At 62.2% G+C, this 18,384-nt stretch carries 13 protein-coding genes; 3 read left to right on the plus strand and 10 right to left on the minus strand.

Features of this window, described 5'->3' with window-relative positions:
• The coding region (locus QZ079_RS02795) for a hypothetical protein (RefSeq protein ID WP_297034833.1) at nt 1-452 on the minus strand (452 nt) is incomplete at its 3' end.
• Between the two features lie 196 nt (nt 453-648).
• Between QZ079_RS02795 and QZ079_RS02800 the strand changes: the two genes are divergently transcribed.
• Entirely contained in the window at nt 649-1,569 is a 921-nt protein-coding gene (locus tag QZ079_RS02800; RefSeq protein ID WP_297034835.1) for an AEC family transporter, read from the plus strand.
• Between the two features lie 112 nt (nt 1,570-1,681).
• Here QZ079_RS02800 and QZ079_RS02805 read toward each other — a convergent pair whose 3' ends face one another.
• Both QZ079_RS02805 and QZ079_RS02810 read right to left on the minus strand, forming a co-directional pair.
• Nucleotides 1,682-4,810, minus strand: a complete 3,129-nt coding sequence (locus QZ079_RS02805) for a vitamin B12-dependent ribonucleotide reductase (protein WP_297034838.1) — start codon at nt 4,808-4,810, stop codon at nt 1,682-1,684.
• 305 nt (nt 4,811-5,115) lie between these two features.
• Nucleotides 5,116-6,231 carry a hypothetical protein gene (locus QZ079_RS02810; RefSeq protein WP_297034841.1) on the minus strand — a complete coding sequence of 372 codons (1,116 nt, stop codon included), beginning with the start codon at nt 6,229-6,231 and terminating at the stop codon, nt 5,116-5,118.
• 260 nt (nt 6,232-6,491) lie between these two features.
• Between QZ079_RS02810 and yhbY the strand changes: the two genes are divergently transcribed.
• Nucleotides 6,492-6,791, plus strand: a complete 300-nt coding sequence (gene yhbY, locus QZ079_RS02815; protein WP_291289529.1) for a ribosome assembly RNA-binding protein YhbY — start codon at nt 6,492-6,494, stop codon at nt 6,789-6,791.
• A gap of 84 nt (nt 6,792-6,875) precedes the next feature.
• Here yhbY and QZ079_RS02820 read toward each other — a convergent pair whose 3' ends face one another.
• The 5 genes from QZ079_RS02820 to rplM form a co-directional block, all read right to left on the minus strand.
• Nucleotides 6,876-9,821 (minus strand): BTAD domain-containing putative transcriptional regulator, encoded by a 2,946-nt coding sequence (locus tag QZ079_RS02820; protein ID WP_297034846.1) that lies wholly within the window; start codon nt 9,819-9,821, stop codon nt 6,876-6,878.
• A 665-nt stretch (nt 9,822-10,486) separates the two neighbouring features.
• Nucleotides 10,487-11,218 (minus strand): glucosamine-6-phosphate deaminase, encoded by a 732-nt coding sequence (nagB, locus tag QZ079_RS02825; RefSeq protein WP_291289531.1) that lies wholly within the window; start codon nt 11,216-11,218, stop codon nt 10,487-10,489.
• 63 nt (nt 11,219-11,281) lie between these two features.
• Nucleotides 11,282-11,776 (minus strand): PTS glucose transporter subunit IIA, encoded by a 495-nt coding sequence (locus QZ079_RS02830; RefSeq protein WP_291289532.1) that lies wholly within the window; start codon nt 11,774-11,776, stop codon nt 11,282-11,284.
• 314 nt (nt 11,777-12,090) lie between these two features.
• Nucleotides 12,091-12,486 carry a 30S ribosomal protein S9 gene (rpsI, locus tag QZ079_RS02835; RefSeq protein ID WP_291289533.1) on the minus strand — a complete coding sequence of 132 codons (396 nt, stop codon included), beginning with the start codon at nt 12,484-12,486 and terminating at the stop codon, nt 12,091-12,093.
• A gap of 3 nt (nt 12,487-12,489) precedes the next feature.
• Nucleotides 12,490-12,933, minus strand: coding sequence for a 50S ribosomal protein L13 (gene rplM, locus QZ079_RS02840; protein ID WP_291289534.1), 444 nt, complete (start codon nt 12,931-12,933; stop codon nt 12,490-12,492).
• 307 nt (nt 12,934-13,240) lie between these two features.
• Here rplM and QZ079_RS02845 point away from each other — a divergent pair, with 307 nt between their 5' ends.
• Nucleotides 13,241-14,302: a hypothetical protein gene (locus QZ079_RS02845; protein ID WP_297034852.1), complete on the plus strand. Its 1,062-nt coding sequence runs from the start codon at nt 13,241-13,243 to the stop codon at nt 14,300-14,302.
• Nucleotides 14,303-14,442: 140 nt separating this feature from the next.
• Here QZ079_RS02845 and QZ079_RS02850 read toward each other — a convergent pair whose 3' ends face one another.
• Nucleotides 14,443-17,229 carry a phosphoenolpyruvate carboxylase gene (locus QZ079_RS02850; protein WP_297034856.1) on the minus strand — a complete coding sequence of 929 codons (2,787 nt, stop codon included), beginning with the start codon at nt 17,227-17,229 and terminating at the stop codon, nt 14,443-14,445.
• A gap of 49 nt (nt 17,230-17,278) precedes the next feature.
• On the minus strand, nt 17,279-18,384 hold a 1,106-nt coding region (gene hisS / locus QZ079_RS02855), incomplete at its 5' end, for a histidine--tRNA ligase (RefSeq protein WP_297034860.1).

Consider the following 18,384-nt stretch of genomic DNA (forward strand, 5'->3'; position numbering starts at 1 on the left):
TACACGTAGCCGCCGGTCGAGATGGTTCCCTGCTCCGCCATACGCGCTACGCACCTCTGTGCGGACGCGTCTTCCGACGCGCCGTCCACAACTGCCGCGGTATCGTCTGCCGCATCATCGTGAAGCAGGGCATCCACCACAGCCCTTCCGCCAACGAACAGAACGAGTGCGGCGAGCGCGCAGCCAACGAACACCGATGCCGCGACGATGATGCGCCGCGTACGCTCGGAACCACCTGGGGCGTCATTCCCCTCACGCGAAATATGAGAGCGCTGAGGCGCTGAAGCACCCGAAGCCTCGCGGCGCAGGCGCTCGACGTCGCGCTGGCGGGCACGAGCAGCCTCATGAGCGGCGCCCGCCGCGTTGATGGGTGCCTGCACACCATGCGAATCGCGGGCGACGTGCGCGGTTTCCTCTCGGGATGCATGGCTTGGGCGAAGATGCTGCGGCATGTCGACCTCCAACGCGCAAAAACAAGACTATGACGTCGTGCATAGCGTACCATCGCCGCAACGCCCATCGACCACCCGCCTGCAAAGACCACGGCATCCGCGTGAATAAAAACGGGTCGTTAAAAATCGCCGAGCGACGCGTAAGAAGCGCTATCCTGTTGCACCGGAAACCACCGACCCCTTCTCTGGAGGCATTATGGAAACCGCGCTTCTGAGCGTGACCTCCTTCGCAACGATCATCGCACTCGGCATCGCGGCATCCCGCCTCGACCTCATCAGCAAGGGGGCGGATAAACTCATCTCGACCATCGTATTCAAGCTCACGCTGCCCGCAACCATCATCCACGCGTTCGGATCAACCGAGGTGCTCCCCTCCATGCTCGTCATCGTCGTGGTGGGATTCGCCTGCGCAGCGATTCCCTATGCGGTAGCCCTGCTGGCGACCAGCCATATGTCACAGCAGGATCGCCCGCTCTTCTTGTTCGGCGCAGGCGGCATGAACATCGGATGCTTCGCCCTCCCGTTCATCCAGGCGATCTTTCCTGCATCGAGCGTGGTCACCGCGTGTCTCATCGATGCGGGCAACTCCATTGTCGTGACGGGCGGGTCATTCGCCCTCACCAAAGCGCTCCTTGGCGGCGAGGACGACCCCCACCGGCTGCGCACGATGCTGAAGCGCCTGTTCTCATCCATCCCGTTTGACTGCTATATCCTGCTCGTTGCGCTCGCGCTCGCAGGCATTCGCATACCGGGCGTTGTGATCGAATTCGTGGAGCCCATCGCGAACGCGAACCCGTTCCTGTCGCTCTTCATGCTCGGGCTCATGACGAGCACGCACGTCAACGCCCGCAAGCTCAACCGCTTGTTCGAGGTACTCGCGCTGCGCGTGGGCACGAGCCTCGTGCTCTCGTTCGCCGTCTGGTTCTTCCTGCCCGTCGACAGCCTCACACGCTGCGTAATCGCCACCGTCATCTGGGCGCCCATGTCTGCCCTCGCACCCCTCTATACGCTCTGGTGCGGTGGAGACCATGGTCTCTCCGGCCTCGCGGGAACGGTCAGCATCGCAATCGGCATCACCGCGATGCTCGTGATCATCACTTGCTCCGGCGTGCTGTAGACACCCTGAAGCGGCGCGAAAGCGAGCGGGCGTAGACCTTAAGGCCGTGCCCGCTCGCTTGAATGTCAAGGTTGGGCGCTACAGCGCACCGCCAAGATCAGCAATCTCTAGATCAGGAGCACCCCGTGGTGGTTCCGCAATCCATGCACACCTTGCACGTCCCGTTCTGAACCATGCGCGAGCTGCCGCAGTTGGGGCAGGTGCTGCCGTCGTAGAGGCGCTCGCCGTGGAGCGCCGCGTCGTGCACGGCCTCGTTCACGAACGCGGCGGTATAGTAGTCGCCGTTGTTGGCGATGCCGGTCTCCTCCTCGAGTTCCTGCTCCTTCTGAGCGGCGAGCCGCGAGAGCTCCTCCTCACTCGCCACAGGCTCATCATCGGGGTCAAGCTCGACCGCCATCGGCACGACGGGCGCAGGCGTGGCACCGGCGATCTGTCCCCAGCCCTCGGGCTTCACCTGAACGCGCGTGTAGTCGCCGAGTTCGATATCGATGACCTTCGAGATGAGGTCGGAAATCGAGGTTACGTATTTGATGTTCGGGTGGCTCTGCACGAAGCCGTAGGGCTCATACATCTGCCCGCGCAGCATCTTGGAGATGCTTTCGGCCGGGATGCCGTACTGCAGCATGACGGAGATGGTCTTCGAAAGCGAGTTCAAAAGACCCATGATGGTGGTGCCCTCGCGATCGGTCGTCACGAAGAGCTCGGAGATCTTATCCTCTTCGTTGCGGTTCACCGTGGTATAGATCTTCACGCCGTCGATCTGCGCCAGGTGCGTGCGACCGTTGCGAATGCCCATGATGCGCTTGCGGCGCGCTGGTTGCTGGGCGCTCGCGAGCTGCACCTTTGCCCCCTGCGCGTACTCGAGCAGCGCCGCATAGGAAAGATCCGCCAGATCCTTCTCGCCGCCATCGTCGGAAAGGGAGGTGTTGAGCGGTTGCGCGTTCTTGGAGCCGTCGCGGTAGAGGGTGATGCCCTTGCAGCCCGTTTGCCAGGCAAGCGTGATGACGTCCTTGAAATCCTGGACGGTCGCCTCGCGCGGCAGGTTCACGGTCTTGGAGATGGCGCCGGAGACGAGCGGCGTGAGCGCAGCCACCATGAGCACGTGCCCGCGCGGCGCGATATAGCGCTCGCCCGACCCACAGACGTTCGCGGTATCGAAGATGGACAGATGCTCGGGCTTGAGGTGCGGCGCACCCTCGATCTTTCCGTCGACAATCATGCCGTTCTCATCGGTTGCCTGCACATACGCGAGGATATCGGCAACCTCATCCTCGGCATAGCCAAGATGGCGCAGGGCGTCGCCGATCACCGGATTCGCGATGGTCATGAACCCGCCGCCCGAAAGCTTCTTGTAGGCCATGTGGCTGAAGAACGGCTCGATTGAGGTGGCGCCGCAATCCATAGCAAACGAGATGGTGCCCGTGGGTGCCATAACGCTTACCTGCGCGTTACGGTATCCATAGCGCTCGCCGAGCTCTTCGGCGAACGTCCAGCTCTCGATGAGTGCGCTCGCGAGCTCGCCCTCGCCCGCCTGCTCGAGCAGGTCGAAATCGACCACCGGCGGCTCGATGGTGAGGTCTTCGAACGCATCGTTGCGAGCGCCGGCGACGCGCGCATGGTTGCGAATCACGCGCGCCATGTGACGCTTGTTGATATCGTAGCAGTCGAAGGGACCCACCTTGCGTGCCATCGTGGCGGAAACCGCATAGCTGCGGCCGGTGAGCGTGCCCACGATGGCCGACGCCAGCGCGCGCGCCTCGCGCGAGTCATAGGGCATGCCCTTCGCCATGAGCAGGCTCGCGAGATTCGAGATGCCTAACCCTGTCGCACGGAAACGATAGGTCTTGCGCGCAATGTCCTTCGTGGGGAACTGACCCCACGCGATGGACGCCTCGAGCGCGAGCTGCACGACATCGACCGTGTGTTCGAAGCCCTCCACGTCGAAATGGTCGGTCGCCGCGTCGTAGTAGCGGAATACGTTGATGGACGCGAGGTTGCAGCTCGAATCGTCCAAGAAGGCGTACTCACCGCAAGGGTTCGTGGAGTTCAGGCGGTTATAGTAGGCGCCCACGACGCCGTCCTCGCCGCCGGGGCACGTATGCCATTCGTTGAAGGTATCGCTGAACTGCGGTGCCGGGTCGGCGCAGCGCCAGGCGCTCTCGTTGAAGATGTCCCAGATGTGCTTGACCGAAACCTCGCGGTTGAAGTCGGGATCGACACGCCCCTTGAGCTCGTAGCTGGCATCCGGATCCTCGGGCAGCGCCATGACCTTCGCCATGAACTCGTTATCGATGCGCAGGGAGTTGTTCGAATTCTGCCCGGAGACCGTCGAGTAGGCCTCGCCGTTGATGTCGCCGTCGTAGCCCATCTTCATGAGCGCGAGCGCCTTGTCCTCCTCGCGCGACTTCCACGTGATGAACTTCTCGATATCCGGATGGTCGATATCGAGGCAGACCATCTTCGCGGCGCGGCGCGTGGTGCCACCGCTCTTGATGGCGTCCGCGTTGCGATCGAGACCGCGCAGGAAGCTCATGACGCCGCTCGATACCCCGCCGCCGGAAAGCCTCTCACCCTCGGCGCGCAGCGCGCTGAAGTTCGAACCTGTGCCCGAACCACCCTTGAAGAGCTTCGTCTCGGTGACGAACTCATCGGAGATGGAGTGGTCGCCGAGCAGCTTGTCCTGCACGCTCACGATGAAGCAGGCGCTCGCCTGGGTGCGCGTATACTGGTCGATCGACTCGACCACCTCGCCGCTCTCTGGGTCGACGTAATACATCTCTTGGGGTTCGCCCGCGATGCCGTAGCTGCGCTTGAGACCGGTATTGAACCACTGCGGAGAGTTGGGGGCGAAGCGTTGATCGAGAATGAGGTAGACAAGCTCGTCGTAGAGAATCTGCGCCTCATCGCCCTCTTCGATCATGCCCTCGTCGATGAGCGCCGCGACCCAGAAATCGACCATGCGATGCGCGACCTGGCGCATCGAGGTCTCGTGCCCCGTTTCGGGCACACCTGCGCGGCGGAAGTACTTCGACGCGATGATGTCTACGGCATTTTGGGAGTACTGGACGGGAAACTCGAGGTCGTGCATCTCACAGAGCACCCTGCCCGTCTTGTAGTCCGTGAGGAGCACGTCGCGCTTCGACCATTCGAAGAGGTCGTACACCGTCTTGCCTGCGTTCTCGGGTGCGTCGAGCGCCGACGTGAATCGACGGCAGATCAGCTCCTCGACTGTGGTTGCCATGGGATCCTCGCTTTCTAGCTGAAATGGGCGGCTGCCGGTAGTTTCGCTGCCCGTGCGGACAAAACCGATTCGCCTCGAGGCGCGCGGAGGCAGCCGCATTTCATTGTAGCAAGGTGGCTGAACACTAATACCAACATATTGCGATATTCCGTGAACGGTAACACTAGATATTGATTATTTAACACGTTGAGCAGTGGTGGTAAAAACAAGAAAACGGCGCACCGCCCAGTCGCAGCACGCCGTTTGCATAGCAAGGACGCTATCTACATATTGTGCCGAGGCGTGGTGTTCGCCCGGCGAACCGTTTACTCTACGTCGAAGAGCCAGTCGAGCTCGCTCTCCCACTGGTCCTCGTCGATGACCCATGAGCCGTTCTCATACGTGAGGTCGATCGTCATCTGATAGCCACCGTTCATGCCGGCCGATTCAGCCGCCTCGATGAAGATCATGCCCATGCGCTGGCAATCCTCTTCATACGTGGTGTACTGGTAGTCTTCGGAGTTCACATGGGCTTCGAGCATGTAATTGTAGTTGTCGATGAGCTCGAAGATGTCGCGGCAGTTCACGGTCGCGTACACCGTCGCCTCGTCAATCGACTCGTAGACGTAGACGTCATCGATCGTGTACGAGAAGTCCTCGAGCATGATGCGCGCGTACTCCTCCGGATCGACGCCGCAAGTCTCGAGCGTCTCATCGGTCTGGTTTTCGAAGCCCTCGTTCACGATATCGCCCACGAGCGCCAGCGCCTCGGGGTCGGCGTTCTTGAGCTTGTCGAGCTCGGCCTCAGCAGCAGCGGTGACCAGGGCCTCCGCGTCACCATCGGCGGAAACGCTCGGCTCTGCGGGATCGTCGGCGGGGGTATCCGGCTCGACGGGTTCGTCGACCGTCGCGTCCCCCGTGCTCGCACTCGGAGAATTCAGGTTAGGAATGACGAACGCCACGAGCACAACCGCCACGACGACCAGCAGCACGCCAACGATGCCGCCCACGATGAGCCCCGCATTCGATTTCTTCTGCGCCTGCACGGGCGTGGGCATATCAGCCTGCGCCGGTGCAGCATACCCGGTAGCAGGAGGCTGGGCGTACGCCGGAGGCTGTTCGGGCGCGGGCTGGCTCTGCGGAACCTGCCAGCTTGCCTGCTGTGTGGCTCCCGGCGCCGCCTGGGTGGTTCCCGGCGCGGCCTGTGTGGCTCCCGGTGCGGGTGTCACCGGAGGCTGAGGCATCCCGGCAGCGGACCACGCAGGGGGCACGGATGCCGACGCGGGCTGATCAGCCGGTGCGGGGACGGGTTGCGGAACCTCAGCCACAGGCTGCTCGGGCGTGGGCTGAGCGGGTGCAACAGGCTGCTCGGGCGCAGCGGGCTGCTCGGACTCGGCAGGTTGCGGCACAGGGGGCATTCCCTGCTGCTCTTGCTCGTTCATGGCGGTCTCCTCCCTTTGCGCGCGTCGCGCGCCTCAACGGTTTTTTCATTATATCGTGGGAGAGGGTACCGTTCCACCACACCGCCAACTGTTTTGATCTCCGTTCTCGGGCATATGCCCTCATCGCCGAGGCGATGAGGGCATCATCCTCCCATACCACCTCCTTCTTGCAGAAACACGTCCCTTTACGGTATCGTTGTTGCGTTTCCGACCAAAGCATTCGATAGTCGATCCGCAACCGCGAAAGGCAAGCGATTCCCATGGCTCTCTCCGGCAAGCACGTTCGCCATCTGCGCAGTCTCGCCCACCATCTCAAGCCCTCCATCATCATTGGTAAAACCGACGTGAACGACGGTGTGGTGGAGCAGGCGAATGCCGCCCTCGAAGCTCATGAGCTCATCAAGTGCTCGGTGCTCGACACCTCCTCCCTCGATGCCCGTGAGGCCGCCGATATCCTCGCCGAGCGCTGCCATGCCGAGGTAATCCAGGTCATCGGTCGCAAGTTCTCCCTGTACCGCGAGAGCAAGCGCGACGATATCGAGCACATCGCGCTTCCCTAGCGAACCCCAAGCAGGGCGCAGCGTAAAGACGCGCACACTCGGCAATCCGCCAACTTGCCCGATGCCGCGAGACTCCGTGCGCAATTATGCTCCGTACCTCAAGCGCCTCCCCTCGATCTGCCTGTATACCCGCTCCGTCTCGGGCTCGGGAGCGCGGTCGGCCTGTCGGCGCAGGTGCTCCCGATGCATGCGATACACCTCCTCGACATCTGAATACCGTCCGGCAAGCTCGTAAACCTGCAATGCGCGTCGTACGACATCCTCGCGTCCCGCCTCGCTGCGCAGCGCCGCCTCGATCATCCAAAGCGCGGAGTTCACATCCTCTTCCTCGATCGCTACGTCCACGCCGCGAATCATGCAGTCGATGAACTTCGTCTGCAGTACATGACGCATATGGGTGAAATACGGGATGGTGCAGCGATCGGGGACGAGCAGCGGCCCCAAATACAAGCTCTCCACCTTCAAGCACATCGATATGAGCTGCGAAGAGCTCATGCGGAGGTGTCCGAGCAGGATCTCGCGCGCGAGCTCGCCAAAGCGGACGACATCGCAGTCCACGAACTCGCTGTTGAAGGCGATGCCATCCCCCTGCGTCACGATGTACTGCGGCCCATCCTTGCGCTGCCCCAGGGCATGTCGCAACGTCGACAACGTCGAATAGAGGTTCTCACGTGCCTTCGCGTAATCCAAACCCGGCCAGATTTCCTCGGTGATGGTGCGACGCGTGACGTACGTTCCCCGTTCGATAGCGAGGCGCGCTGCAAGAAGCCCTATCTTGCGCCGCTTCCAGATGGTATCCGTAAGGACATGCCCGTTCCTCGTCACCGAGAAACCGCCGAGCAGCCGGATGGACACCCTCCCGACCTCCTCTTCTGAATAATCCTTTGCGAACAGCTCGAACAAGGGCTGCTCTTCGTCTTTCGGATCCTCATCGAACAGATAGTACGGGGCGGTGCCCGCCGGCAGCATGCGACGCAGCGCATCGGCGCGCGGGCCCAAAACCGATATCGCAAGCCGTGCGAACAGCCTGAACGAAGGCGTGAGCAACGTCTCCTTGTGCAAGGAGAACCACGCGGCGAGCTCGGCGTCATCGCGTGCTGCAGAGAGGCAAGCCGCGCATTCCCAAGCCTCCGCAGGCGTCACATCCTTCCTGTTCAGATCCTGAAGACCTGCTTCTTCGCGCACCGCTCCGCGAGACATACCGCACAGATGCGCGATGCGCTCAAGGAATCCCGCCTGCATCTGCAAGTACGGTTGGCCTTCGTCCGCGAGCTTCAACACCTGCTGTGCACGGAAGCGCGCGTTGATTGCCTGGCCTTGCACGAGCTCCTGCCAACCGGCGAACAACGTCGCTGTCAACTGCAGCGATAGGTCGGATGCTCGGAGTGCTGCGGTGCCCGCATCGGTGAAAGCGCGCTCGTCGATGAGCGGTGACCCTGCGAGCAGGCGCCGAGCCGAACGCACGAGCCTAGCATAGTTCACCAGCGGTGCCAGCTTGCGCTCGCGAAATACACGGTCCGCCACTGCGAGCTCCGCGTCATCCTTACCGATATGGCCAAGAGAGCCCATGAGCGCCTCGGCGAGCATGACGTCGCAACGCAGAAATGCCAGCGGGATATCGACCGCATCATCGCCCTGCAGACCGTTGCTCACCCGTTCGAGCAAGCGCTCCGCGTCTCCCGTCCACTCCCCGCATTCAATGAGCGCCCGACGGCAACGTGCATGCACCTCGAGCGCCTCGCAGTCGATGCCCCGTGGCGCGCTGCCGCGCTTCCTAAGCGCAACCACCGCAGGAAGATCTAGGCCGGACGCATGCGACACCGACCTGGCAAGCAGCCGAGCCTCCTCCCATGCCTGCCGTTGCGTCGCCGACACCACCTCGTCCACGCGAAGGCGGAGCTCCCCGCCAACAGCGCGCGCTAAACGGTAATCTCCCGCAGTCAACGAGGAAGCATAGACGGCGAGTTCGAGCATGAGCGATGCGCGCTCGCCTCCGCCCGCTTCATGGCGCCGTGCCGTCACCTCGCTCACGAAGCGTGCGTGCCCGTGCATCGCAAAGAGGAGCGGGAACGCATCGACGAAGTCCGCAGCCTCCTTCGCAGAAAGATGCTCGTCGACGAGCGCGACCGCCCGATCAGCACGACCTGCCTTCAGAAGGGCGCGAGCGGTACGCCGAACGAGCGGCAGCGCATCGCGGGCGATACCCTCGCGAACCTGTCTGCGCGCGCCCGGCTCGGAGCCCAAGCAGGTGAAGGTTCCCAACGCCCTGTCCTCGCCGAATACCGGATACTCTCGCAACAGCGACCGCAGCTCAGGAGCGGAGGCGTCGAGCCCTGCGCGCGCAAGATCGCTGAAGTTCCCATCTCCTGCCAACAGCAGCATCGCTGCAAGTTTATACCGCGCCGCATCGATGCGGTTGAGCTCTTCCAGCATGGTGCGGTACATGTCGACCACATGGCTCTCCACCGGCTGGGGCATCGTTGCCGTCTGATTTGTCATGCCCTGAAGGGCAGCCACGAGGAGCGGCACGCCCTGCGTCAGCGTGTATACGTCGAGCGAGGCGGAGATGGAGAGCACGTGGGACCATTCGGCAAATTCCCGCGGCTGTATCTTGAGCTGCTGCGCCCCGAACTTCGCCGCATCACCCATTCTGCGCGTAAGCTCACCAGCCGCGGGCGTACATGCCACGACGACCTCTATGCCGGCGGCGCGCGCATCCCTGAGCACGTCTATAAAGGCATCGATGTCCGATCCCTCGAACGGCGGCAGGTTATCGATCGCGATCGCCGGATGCGGCGCCGCGGCGAATGTCTCGGTGATCTCCTCGATCTGGACGGAAAGCTCGGCGACAACCGCGTCCTCCGCGTCGATGAGCCGAACGTTCCCCCGTTCCGGGTCGTTGGCAACCTCATCTACATACTGGATGAGCAATGCAGTCTTGCCAAATCCCTTCGGCGCGCACACCACGCCTATCCCAGCGCTCGATACCTGCCGGATGACCTCTTGGATGAGTGCTGTTCTGCGTACCATGAAGCTCGGCCCCATGGGTAGCGTCCGCGCACCACGTGCTCTCGGGCGAGCCGCCCGCACACCTCCGCCAGAAGCCACCTTGCCCGTGGTCTTCGTCGCATGCCGTTTCGCTGCATTCCAAGAATCCATTCCCATTGCTTCCCTCGCATTCATCCCTATCCGAACGATACGGGGAAGACGGCAGCGTCGGCGTGTCAATCGCCTGCGATATTCAAAATTGGTTTGCTTTGTGCAAGATTATGGCAAGATTCGCGCCCATGTTGAAAACTTCCAGCAGGTATGAACCAACCCGCTGGTATACAAGCGCGCTGCGTCACGCTAGCGTATCTTGCGCTCCACATGCGCGCCATCGATTCTTAAAGCAGGTACCATTCGCAGATTACCCCCTTCCGTTCGCAGCTCCGGCCTGTCCCCTTCCCCAATCGTATGATAGGGGGTATGTTTTTTAATCTGCGGCTCCACCTGCAAGATTAAGCTAAGGTTGATGTCAGACCATAGAAAGCGACGTGGAAAACATCGGCATGCGATGCGCAGAGCAAAAGGCGGATCCCGACATCACGAAATCCGCCTTGAACCGTTTTTCGATGGTGCATACCCAGCGAAACCGCGTTGGCATCTTAGGCATGCCTTTTAGGATGCGAAGCCTACCTCAGAATCCCCGCCGCCTACTCGCACAGCGCGAGCGCCTCGGTGTCGGCAACCACGACGACATTCGGATGCAGCTGCAAAATCGACGCCGGGCAGCTCGGGGTCACAGGACCGAAGCACATATCGTGGACGGCCTGAGCCTTGGCGGCACCGTTGGCCACCACGAGGATCATGCGCGCGTACATGATGGTCTGCACGCCCATGGTGTACGCCTGGCGCGGAACGTCCTCCTCGCGCTCAAAGAGGCGGCTGTTCGCCTTGATCGTGGACTCGGTGAGGTCGACGCAGTGCGTGCCCTTCGAGAAGTGGTCATCGGGCTCGTTGAAGCCGATGTGGCCGTTATTGCCAATACCCAGAAGCTGCAGATCGGGATAGCCCGCCTCGGCAACCATCTTGTCATACTCGCTGCAGGCAGCGTCCGCATCGGGATTGGAGCCATCGGGCACATGCGTGTTCGCGAGGTCGATGTTGATGTGATCGAAGAAGTTGTCGCGCATGAAAAAGTGATAGCTCTGCGGGTCGTCGTGCGTGAGACCGCGATACTCATCGAGGTTGTACGTGCTCACCTGGGAGAAGTCCACGTCGCCCTTCTTATACCACTCGATGAGCTGATGGTACGCCCCGATCGGCGTGCTGCCCGTAGCAAGACCAAGCACGCAATCAGGTTTCAAGATAACCTGCGCCGAGATGATGTTCGCCGCCTTGCGGCTCATATCGTCGTAATCGCGCGCCTTGACGATCTTGAACATGAGAACCCCTTCCAACGAAGAACCCGCGAGCCCCGAACGGGTCGCATGCTAACCATAGTAGCGCTATTCGCGGGCGGTGAGGAGCTTCTCCAGCTCGCCCACGGTGTCGCCTACTTCGCCCTTGATGCACGAATATTCAGCAGAATTGCAGATGAGGATCGGCGCGGTGAGGTCATAACCTTCGCGCTTGATCGCATCGCGATCGAATTCGATGAGCACGTCTCCGCGTTTCACCGAGTCACCCACCGCAGCATGGACCGTGAAATGCCTGCCCTCGAGCTTCTCCGTATCGAGTCCGATATGCACGAGCACGTCGAGCCCCTCGTTCGTATGGAGCGCGACGGCATGACCGCTGGGGAAGATTGCCTTCACCTTCGAATCCGAAGGTGCGACGACCTTGCCTCCCGTGGGCTCGATCGCGACGCCTTCGCCGAGCGAGCCCGACGAGAACATCGGATCATGCACATCGGAAAGGGGGATGACCTTTCCGGCGAGGGGAGAGAGCAGCACGCTGCTGTGCCCACGGAATCCCAACGTTTTCAAAACAGACTTGAACATGTCTTCCTTTATAGCCAGAGTTACTCGACTAAAGCAAAACAACGGCGCCCGCCGCGCCGCATGGTATATCGTACACCCAAATATACCCAAATTGGCACAACAAGGGGCGAAGAAGAATCGTTGAGGCAGAGCGCGAGACCCCGCCTTCTGCGCATGCCTTGGTACCCTGGGATGTGTTGGAAACAGGGCCGAATGCGTGGATAGCCCCACTCTCGACATGCGCCTTCCTGAACAGTCCGCCAACGTTCTCGCCGCACAAAAAAAGAGCCCGCCAGGAAAGGCGGGCTCCCAAGAAGCACTTCGTGCAGAAGCGGCTAGCGCTTGGAGAACTGCGGAGCGCGGCGAGCCTTCTTGAGGCCGTACTTCTTGCGCTCGACCACGCGGGCGTCACGGGTGAGGTACCCGGCGCGCTTGAGGTCGGCACGGTAATCGCCGGCGTTCAGCAGGGCGCGGGCGATGCCGAGGCGAAGCGCACCGGCCTGGCCGGAGATGCCGCCACCATCGCACAGCGCGATGACATCGAAGGTGCCCATGGTGTCGGTCACCTTGAAGGGGGCAAGCGCGCCATCAAGCAGCTGCTGACGGCCGAAGTACTCGGCAGCATCGCGCTTGTTGACGGTCACCTTGCCGGTACCGGGAACGAGACGGACACGGGCCACGGCGTTCTTGCGGCGCCCGGTGCCCTGATAGACAACGGTGTTCTCAGCCATAGCTTATGCCTCCAGCTCGATCTTCGTAGGGTTCTGCGCAGCATGCGGATGCTCGGAGCCAGCGTAGATCTTGAGCTTGCCGAGCTGGGTGCGCCCAAGCGTGGTCTTCGGCAGCATACCGCGAACGGCACGGCGGATGACCTCCTCGGGATGACGCTCCATGGCGGTGCGGAAGCTCTCAGCCTTGAGGCCGCCGTTGTACCCGCTGTGGCGATAGTAGGTCTTGTGATCGGCCTTGTTGCCGGTAAGCTGGACCTTATCGGCGTTGATGACGATCACGAAGTCGCCGCAGTCGGAATTGGGCGTGAACTGGGGCTTGTTCTTGCCGCGCAGGATCATGGCGATCTGCGTGGCCAGACGGCCCAGCACCTTGCCCTCGGCATCGATGAGGACCCAGTTGCGGGCGACCTCACCCTGCTTCGCGTAGTGAGTCGACTTTGAAATCACTTCGGACTCCTCCAATAAAACGTGTCGTAACAGAGATTCACGGGGCTCTGCAAATGACCGTAGAAGTATACCGCACTGAGCTGCCTGGTCAACGAGATTTCGCAGACTTTTCGCAACCGATTGCAGCATGCCGGCGCGTAGCGCCACCGCCTTCAACCGCCAACGTTTAGCGCCCTTACTTTTTCGCTCCCACTCACTTGTCCTCGCCTATACGAATCGGTTCCACTCATAGAAATCATCGTAATGTCTGCGCATTTTTTCTTATAATTTGCACTAATCTTTCGAAGATTTTTGAAATGGAGTGCTTATGAGTGCAGCGAACGATCGCATGCTTGATGCACTATTCGAAGAAGCCGAGCACCAAGGCAGATGCGCCTATTCGACAGACGCTCGCGTGCGCGGCATGCTCAACCGACGCGCTCGCCTAGGATCCATTGTCCGTCCGACAGAAGGGCTATTCGCTCGGAAAAACCACTGGCTTGGACTCAAACCCGATACCCGGGCGCTCCACATCATCAAAGCGCTGCAAGCTCTTCACCCTGGCTGGGTCTTCTGCCACGAATCCGCCGCCCTGCTATGGGGGCTTCCTATGCCCTATGCATCGCTCAGCCGAACGCACATTGCAACGACGCCGCGCGATCGCCGAAGTTCAAGAGGCGACATCGTTCGCCACTGCATCTCGAATGATGACGTCGTTGTTATTGACGGCATCCTTGTCACCTCGCTCGTCCGCACAGCTTTCGACTGCCTGAGGAAGAGACCGTTCGACCACGGCCTGCCCATCGCCGACCGCGCTGCCGCGCTCAGCGACCTTTCCCCCACCCAGCTGCAGCAGCGTTTTAGGAAAATCGGTAGGGGCTGCACGGGCGTACAGCGCGCAATCGGCATCATGGGATATGCCGATGCGAAAAGCGAGAGCTGGCTCGAATCGTACGCTCGCGCCCTTATGATCACGCAGGGCTTCTCGCTACCTCGACTCCAAGTCGAGCTGCCCCGCCCCCTTGATCCGTCGCGTGTTTATCGCGTCGACTTCCTCTGGGATATGCCAGATGGTTCGCATGTCATCGGTGAAGCGGATGGTATGCGGAAGTATCACGAAGACGCCGAGCGTTCAGGATGCTCAGCAGTGAGCACGCTTGCCGACGAGCAGCATCGCGAGGCCGAGCTCACCCTATACGGCTTTCCTGTCTTACGCATATCGTATGACGACACGCAGCATATTGAAACGTTCGTTGACAAGCTCATGTGCTATGGCATCCCGCGAAGCTCCGAGGTTGTCGGAGCCATTCGCAAGCTCGCTACCCAAAACCCTGCAAGTTCGCTTCGCTACACCCATGTTCACCTGAAACCAGAAATCTTCGAAGGATAAGTTCATTTTGACGAAGAATAATGAACAGATCCTTCGAAGATTTTGGATAAAGAGCCTCTGCGGAAATGTTGCAGCCGGTCAACATAGCCGCGGGACAGCGGCGTTATCGTAACCGCGCGCCGCGCTCGAGCGAATCGCCACTACCCCGTGTTCTGAAGCCCTGCGGAGACGCCGGTCACGGTCGACAGGATGAGCGCGAGAAGCTCGGCCTTCCGCTCTTCCGTGAGCTCCTCTTGCTGTTCGCGCACGAGGCGCAGCGCGCGCACCTGCGCGAGCGACAGCGCGTCGACATAGGGGTTGCGCACGCGCACCGCCCGGCCCAGCACATGCCGGTGCTCGAGCGGCCATGCCGCGCCCGTAATCGCGAGCGCCCAGCGACGCGTGAGCTGCATCTCCTCGTAAACCTTGCGTGCCAGGTCCTCGCGGTCGCCGAGCGCGAGGTACATCTTCGCGATGCGGCCATCGGTCTTGGCGATGGACATCTCGATGTTGTCGATGAAGGTCGCGAAGAGCGGCCACTCGCGGTACGCACACTGCAGCAGCTCCAGATCGCCGAGCTTTTCGCAGGCCGTACCCAGGCCGTACCAGGCAGCCAGGTTGATGCGCGCCTGGCTCCACGAAAACACCCAGGGAATGGTGCGCAAATCGTCGAGCGATTGCGCGCCCAGCCCGCGCTTGGCCGGCCGCGAGCCAATCGGCAGCAGGCCACCCTCCGCGAGCGGCGTCACGATCGAGAACCACGGCGCGAAGCCCTCCGTGTTGAGCAGGTCGAGATAGCGCTCGTGCGAGGCACGGTTCAGGCGCTCGGCCATATCGGCATAGCGAGCGGTGGACTCGGTGTTCGCCTGCTCGATCGAGGGCGCGGAGTTGAGCAGCGTTGCCGCTGCGACGCTCTCGATGTGGCGCCGCGCCAGCAAAGGATTGCCGTAGCGCGCGAAGATGACCTCGCCCTGTTCGGTAACTTTGAAGAAGCAGTTGACCGAGCCCTTGGGCTGGGCAAGCACCGCGCGGTTCGCCGGTCCTCCGCCGCGCCCGACCGCGCCGCCGCGCCCGTGCATGAGCACAAGGTCGATATCGTGCTTCTCCGCCCACGCCGCGATACGCGCCTGCGCGGCATGCAGCGCGAGCGTGGCGGTAGTGGGGCCGGCGTCCTTCGAAGAATCCGAATAGCCAAGCATGACCTCCATGCGGCGGTTCGTCTGCGCGAGGCGCTTCTGAACCGCCGGGAGCTCGAGCATCTCGTCCAGGATGTCAACGCAACCCTCGAGGTCCTCGAGCTGCTCGAACAGCGGAATCACGTCGAGCGCCGGCACGTCCTCGGCATGCGCGAACGCGAGGTTCGCGAGCTCGTAGACATCGGCCACATGGCTCGCGCGCTTCGTAAACGAGATGATGTAGCGATGCGCCATCTTTTGCCCGTAGCGCTTCTGAATCGACCCGATGGCGCGGAACGTGTCGAGCACCTCGCGCGTCATGGGCGCGAGCTCACCGTGAATGCCGTGTTCGCGGATATCGGCCAGCGCGCGCTCGTGCACGACCGAGTGCTGACGGAACTCCATCTCGACCATATGGAAGCCGAAGGTTTCAACCTGCCAGATGAGCGTCTGCACAGGGCCATACGCCGCGCGCGGGGCGCCCGCCGCGGCAAGCGAGCGCTGTACGACGCGCAGGTCGGCCAAAAGCTCGTCGGCGGTGTGGTACATGGTGTCGGCGTTGCGGCGCACGGTCGCGTTCAGGCGGTCCGCCATGACGAGCATGACGGCGCGATGCGGCTCGAGGGCAGAAATCGCGCTCGCCCGCGACGTGAGCACCTCGCTCATCTCGACCTGATGGTTCCAGAGATTCAGTAGCTCGTCGGACGGCTTCGTGTGATCCGCCTCGAGCGTGAGGTTGCGTCCCACGCGGCGGCACTTCTCCTCGAGCGCCTGTACCATGTGCGTCGCGAACTTCGCGGCAACCTCGCGCGACACCTTCGCGGTGACGTTGGGGTTGCCGTCGCGATCCGACCCGATCCAGCTGCCGGGATGGAAGAACGCAGGGCACACGGGAGGGACGGAGCCCGCGTACTCGCCAAGCACCCAGTCGTCGAACCGGCGATACACCTCAGGAATGGTATCGAAGAGGCAGTTGTCGAAGATGTCGATGATGGTGTCAGCTTCTTCGATGGGCGTGGGCTTCTGAGCCGCCGTGGGACTCGTGCGCACAAGCGCGTCGATCTCTTGCAGCAGATGCCGTTCGTTTTCCACGAGCGCCGAGCCGCCGAGGTTCGGATGCTCCGCGAGCAGCTGTGCAATACGACGGATCTTGCCCTCGACCGCGCGACGGCGCGCTTCGGTGGGGTGCGCGGTGAACACGGGATGGAACTCGAGCTTGCCGAGCAGCTGAGTCGCCGGCCCTCCCCCGATCTCGCGCGTGAGCTGATCGTAGGCGACCGTGAGCTCGTTCGTGGGGTCAACGATGGCGTCAATTGAAACCTTGCGCTCGCGCTCGAGCAGGGTCTCGACGCGGTAGTTCTCCTCCGAAAGGTTCGCCAGATGGAAAAACGACGTGAACGCACGCACCACGACCTGCGCGTCGTCAATCGAAAGGTCGTCGATGAGGGCGACGGCGTCGCGGAATGCCTGCGCACTCGGGGTATTCGCCAAGGGCACGCCCTGCCCGTCCGTCTCCTCGCCCGCGGCAGCGCCGCCGGGGTCGCCCTCGTTCGCCCGAATCACGCTGTTCAGCAGCTTGTCGAACAAATCGCAGATGCGCGGGTCGTAATCGCGTAGAACCGAGCGCTCGAGGCGCAAGAAGAGCGCGAGGCTCTCGTGCAGGCGCTCGGGGAGCTCAATTTCAGAGTAGCTCTGGTAGACGATATCCGTGTCCGTGGCTCCGAGCTTATGGCTGCCCGCTTCCGCGGCACGCGTCGTTCGTTCTTCAGTCATAGCAATCCTCTCGTCATCCTTGCCGTGAATGGGACAATCACACCAGGTCTTATCGTCCCACCAAGCCGAGCCGTGAACGCACCTCGTCAACCAGGGCGTCGCGCGGGACGAGCGTCTCTTCGTGCGTCGCCATATCGCGCACGCGCACCGCGCCCTGGGCGAGCTCGTCGCCGCCCACGACGACCATGAGCGCCGCGCCGAGCTTATCGGCCTGCTTGAATTGGCTCTTGAGCGAGCGTCCCTGGTAATTCGCCTCGGTGCGAATGCCTGCGCTCCGAAGCTCGTGTGCAAGCGAGAACACCGTCTCGCGCAGCTCGTCGCCGGCATTTGCCACATAGACACAGGGGGCGACCTCGTCCGCCGCCTCGACACCGAACGCCTCGAGCGCGAGCATTGCGCGCTCGAAGCCCACGGCGAAGCCCACGCCCGGCGTCGGTCTGCCGCCCTCGAGCTCCACGAGCCCGTCGTAGCGACCGCCACCGCCAATCGAGCCCACGCCGGCACCCGGAGCCTCGACCTCGAAGACCGTGCGCGTGTAGTAATCGAGGCCGCGCACGAGCGTGGGATCCTCCACGTACGCGATACCCGCCGCATCGAGGTAGCGCTTGACCTGGTTATAGTGCTCGCAGCACTCGTCGCACAACTCGTCGCGCATGAGCGGTGCCGCCTTCATGACCTCGCGGCAGTGGTCGTTCTTGCAATCGAAGGCACGCAGGGGGTTCAACTCGGCGCGCTCGCGGCACTCGTCGCACATCTCGTCTGCATGATCGAGGATAAACGAGCGCACGCGCTCGCGATACGCCGGCCGGCACGCCGGGTCACCCATGCTGTTGATGAGCAGGCGGAGCTTCGAGAGGTCGAAGCCCATGCGGCGGTAGAGCTCCATGAGCATGATGATGCACTCAGCATCTGCCGCAGGGTCGGGCGCGCCGAGCCACTCGATGCCCACCTGGTGGAACTGGCGCAGGCGACCCTTCTGAGGACGCTCGCCGCGAAACATCGCCTCCGCGTAGTACAGCTTGACGGGCGAGCCGCCCTGCGGCACAAGGTTATTCTCCACCACCGAGCGCACCACACCGGCGGTGCCTTCGGGACGAAGCGCCAGCCTCTGCTTGGCCTTGAGCTTCGCATCGGTGCCCTCGGCGAGCACGCGCT

Source organism: uncultured Enorma sp., from assembly GCA_905210055.1.
Taxonomy (GTDB): Bacteria; Actinomycetota; Coriobacteriia; order Coriobacteriales; family Coriobacteriaceae; genus Enorma.

Bases quoted from the DNA above. Each gene is read 5' to 3' on its own strand.
- QZ079_RS02810 (WP_297034841.1), bottom strand. From the start codon at position 6,231: ATGAACGAGCAAGAGCAGCAGGGAATGCCCCCTGTGCCGCAACCTGCC.
- nagB (WP_291289531.1), bottom strand. From the start codon at position 11,218: ATGTTCAAGATCGTCAAGGCGCGCGATTACGACGATATGAGCCGCAAG.
- QZ079_RS02850 (WP_297034856.1), bottom strand. From the start codon at position 17,229: ATGACTGAAGAACGAACGACGCGTGCCGCGGAAGCGGGCAGCCATAAG.
- QZ079_RS02845 (WP_297034852.1), top strand. From the start codon at position 13,241: ATGAGTGCAGCGAACGATCGCATGCTTGATGCACTATTCGAAGAAGCC.
- rpsI (WP_291289533.1), bottom strand. From the start codon at position 12,486: ATGGCTGAGAACACCGTTGTCTATCAGGGCACCGGGCGCCGCAAGAAC.
- QZ079_RS02820 (WP_297034846.1), bottom strand. From the start codon at position 9,821: ATGGTACGCAGAACAGCACTCATCCAAGAGGTCATCCGGCAGGTATCG.
- yhbY (WP_291289529.1), top strand. From the start codon at position 6,492: ATGGCTCTCTCCGGCAAGCACGTTCGCCATCTGCGCAGTCTCGCCCAC.
- QZ079_RS02805 (WP_297034838.1), bottom strand. From the start codon at position 4,810: ATGGCAACCACAGTCGAGGAGCTGATCTGCCGTCGATTCACGTCGGCG.
- QZ079_RS02800 (WP_297034835.1), top strand. From the start codon at position 649: ATGGAAACCGCGCTTCTGAGCGTGACCTCCTTCGCAACGATCATCGCA.
- QZ079_RS02830 (WP_291289532.1), bottom strand. From the start codon at position 11,776: ATGTTCAAGTCTGTTTTGAAAACGTTGGGATTCCGTGGGCACAGCAGC.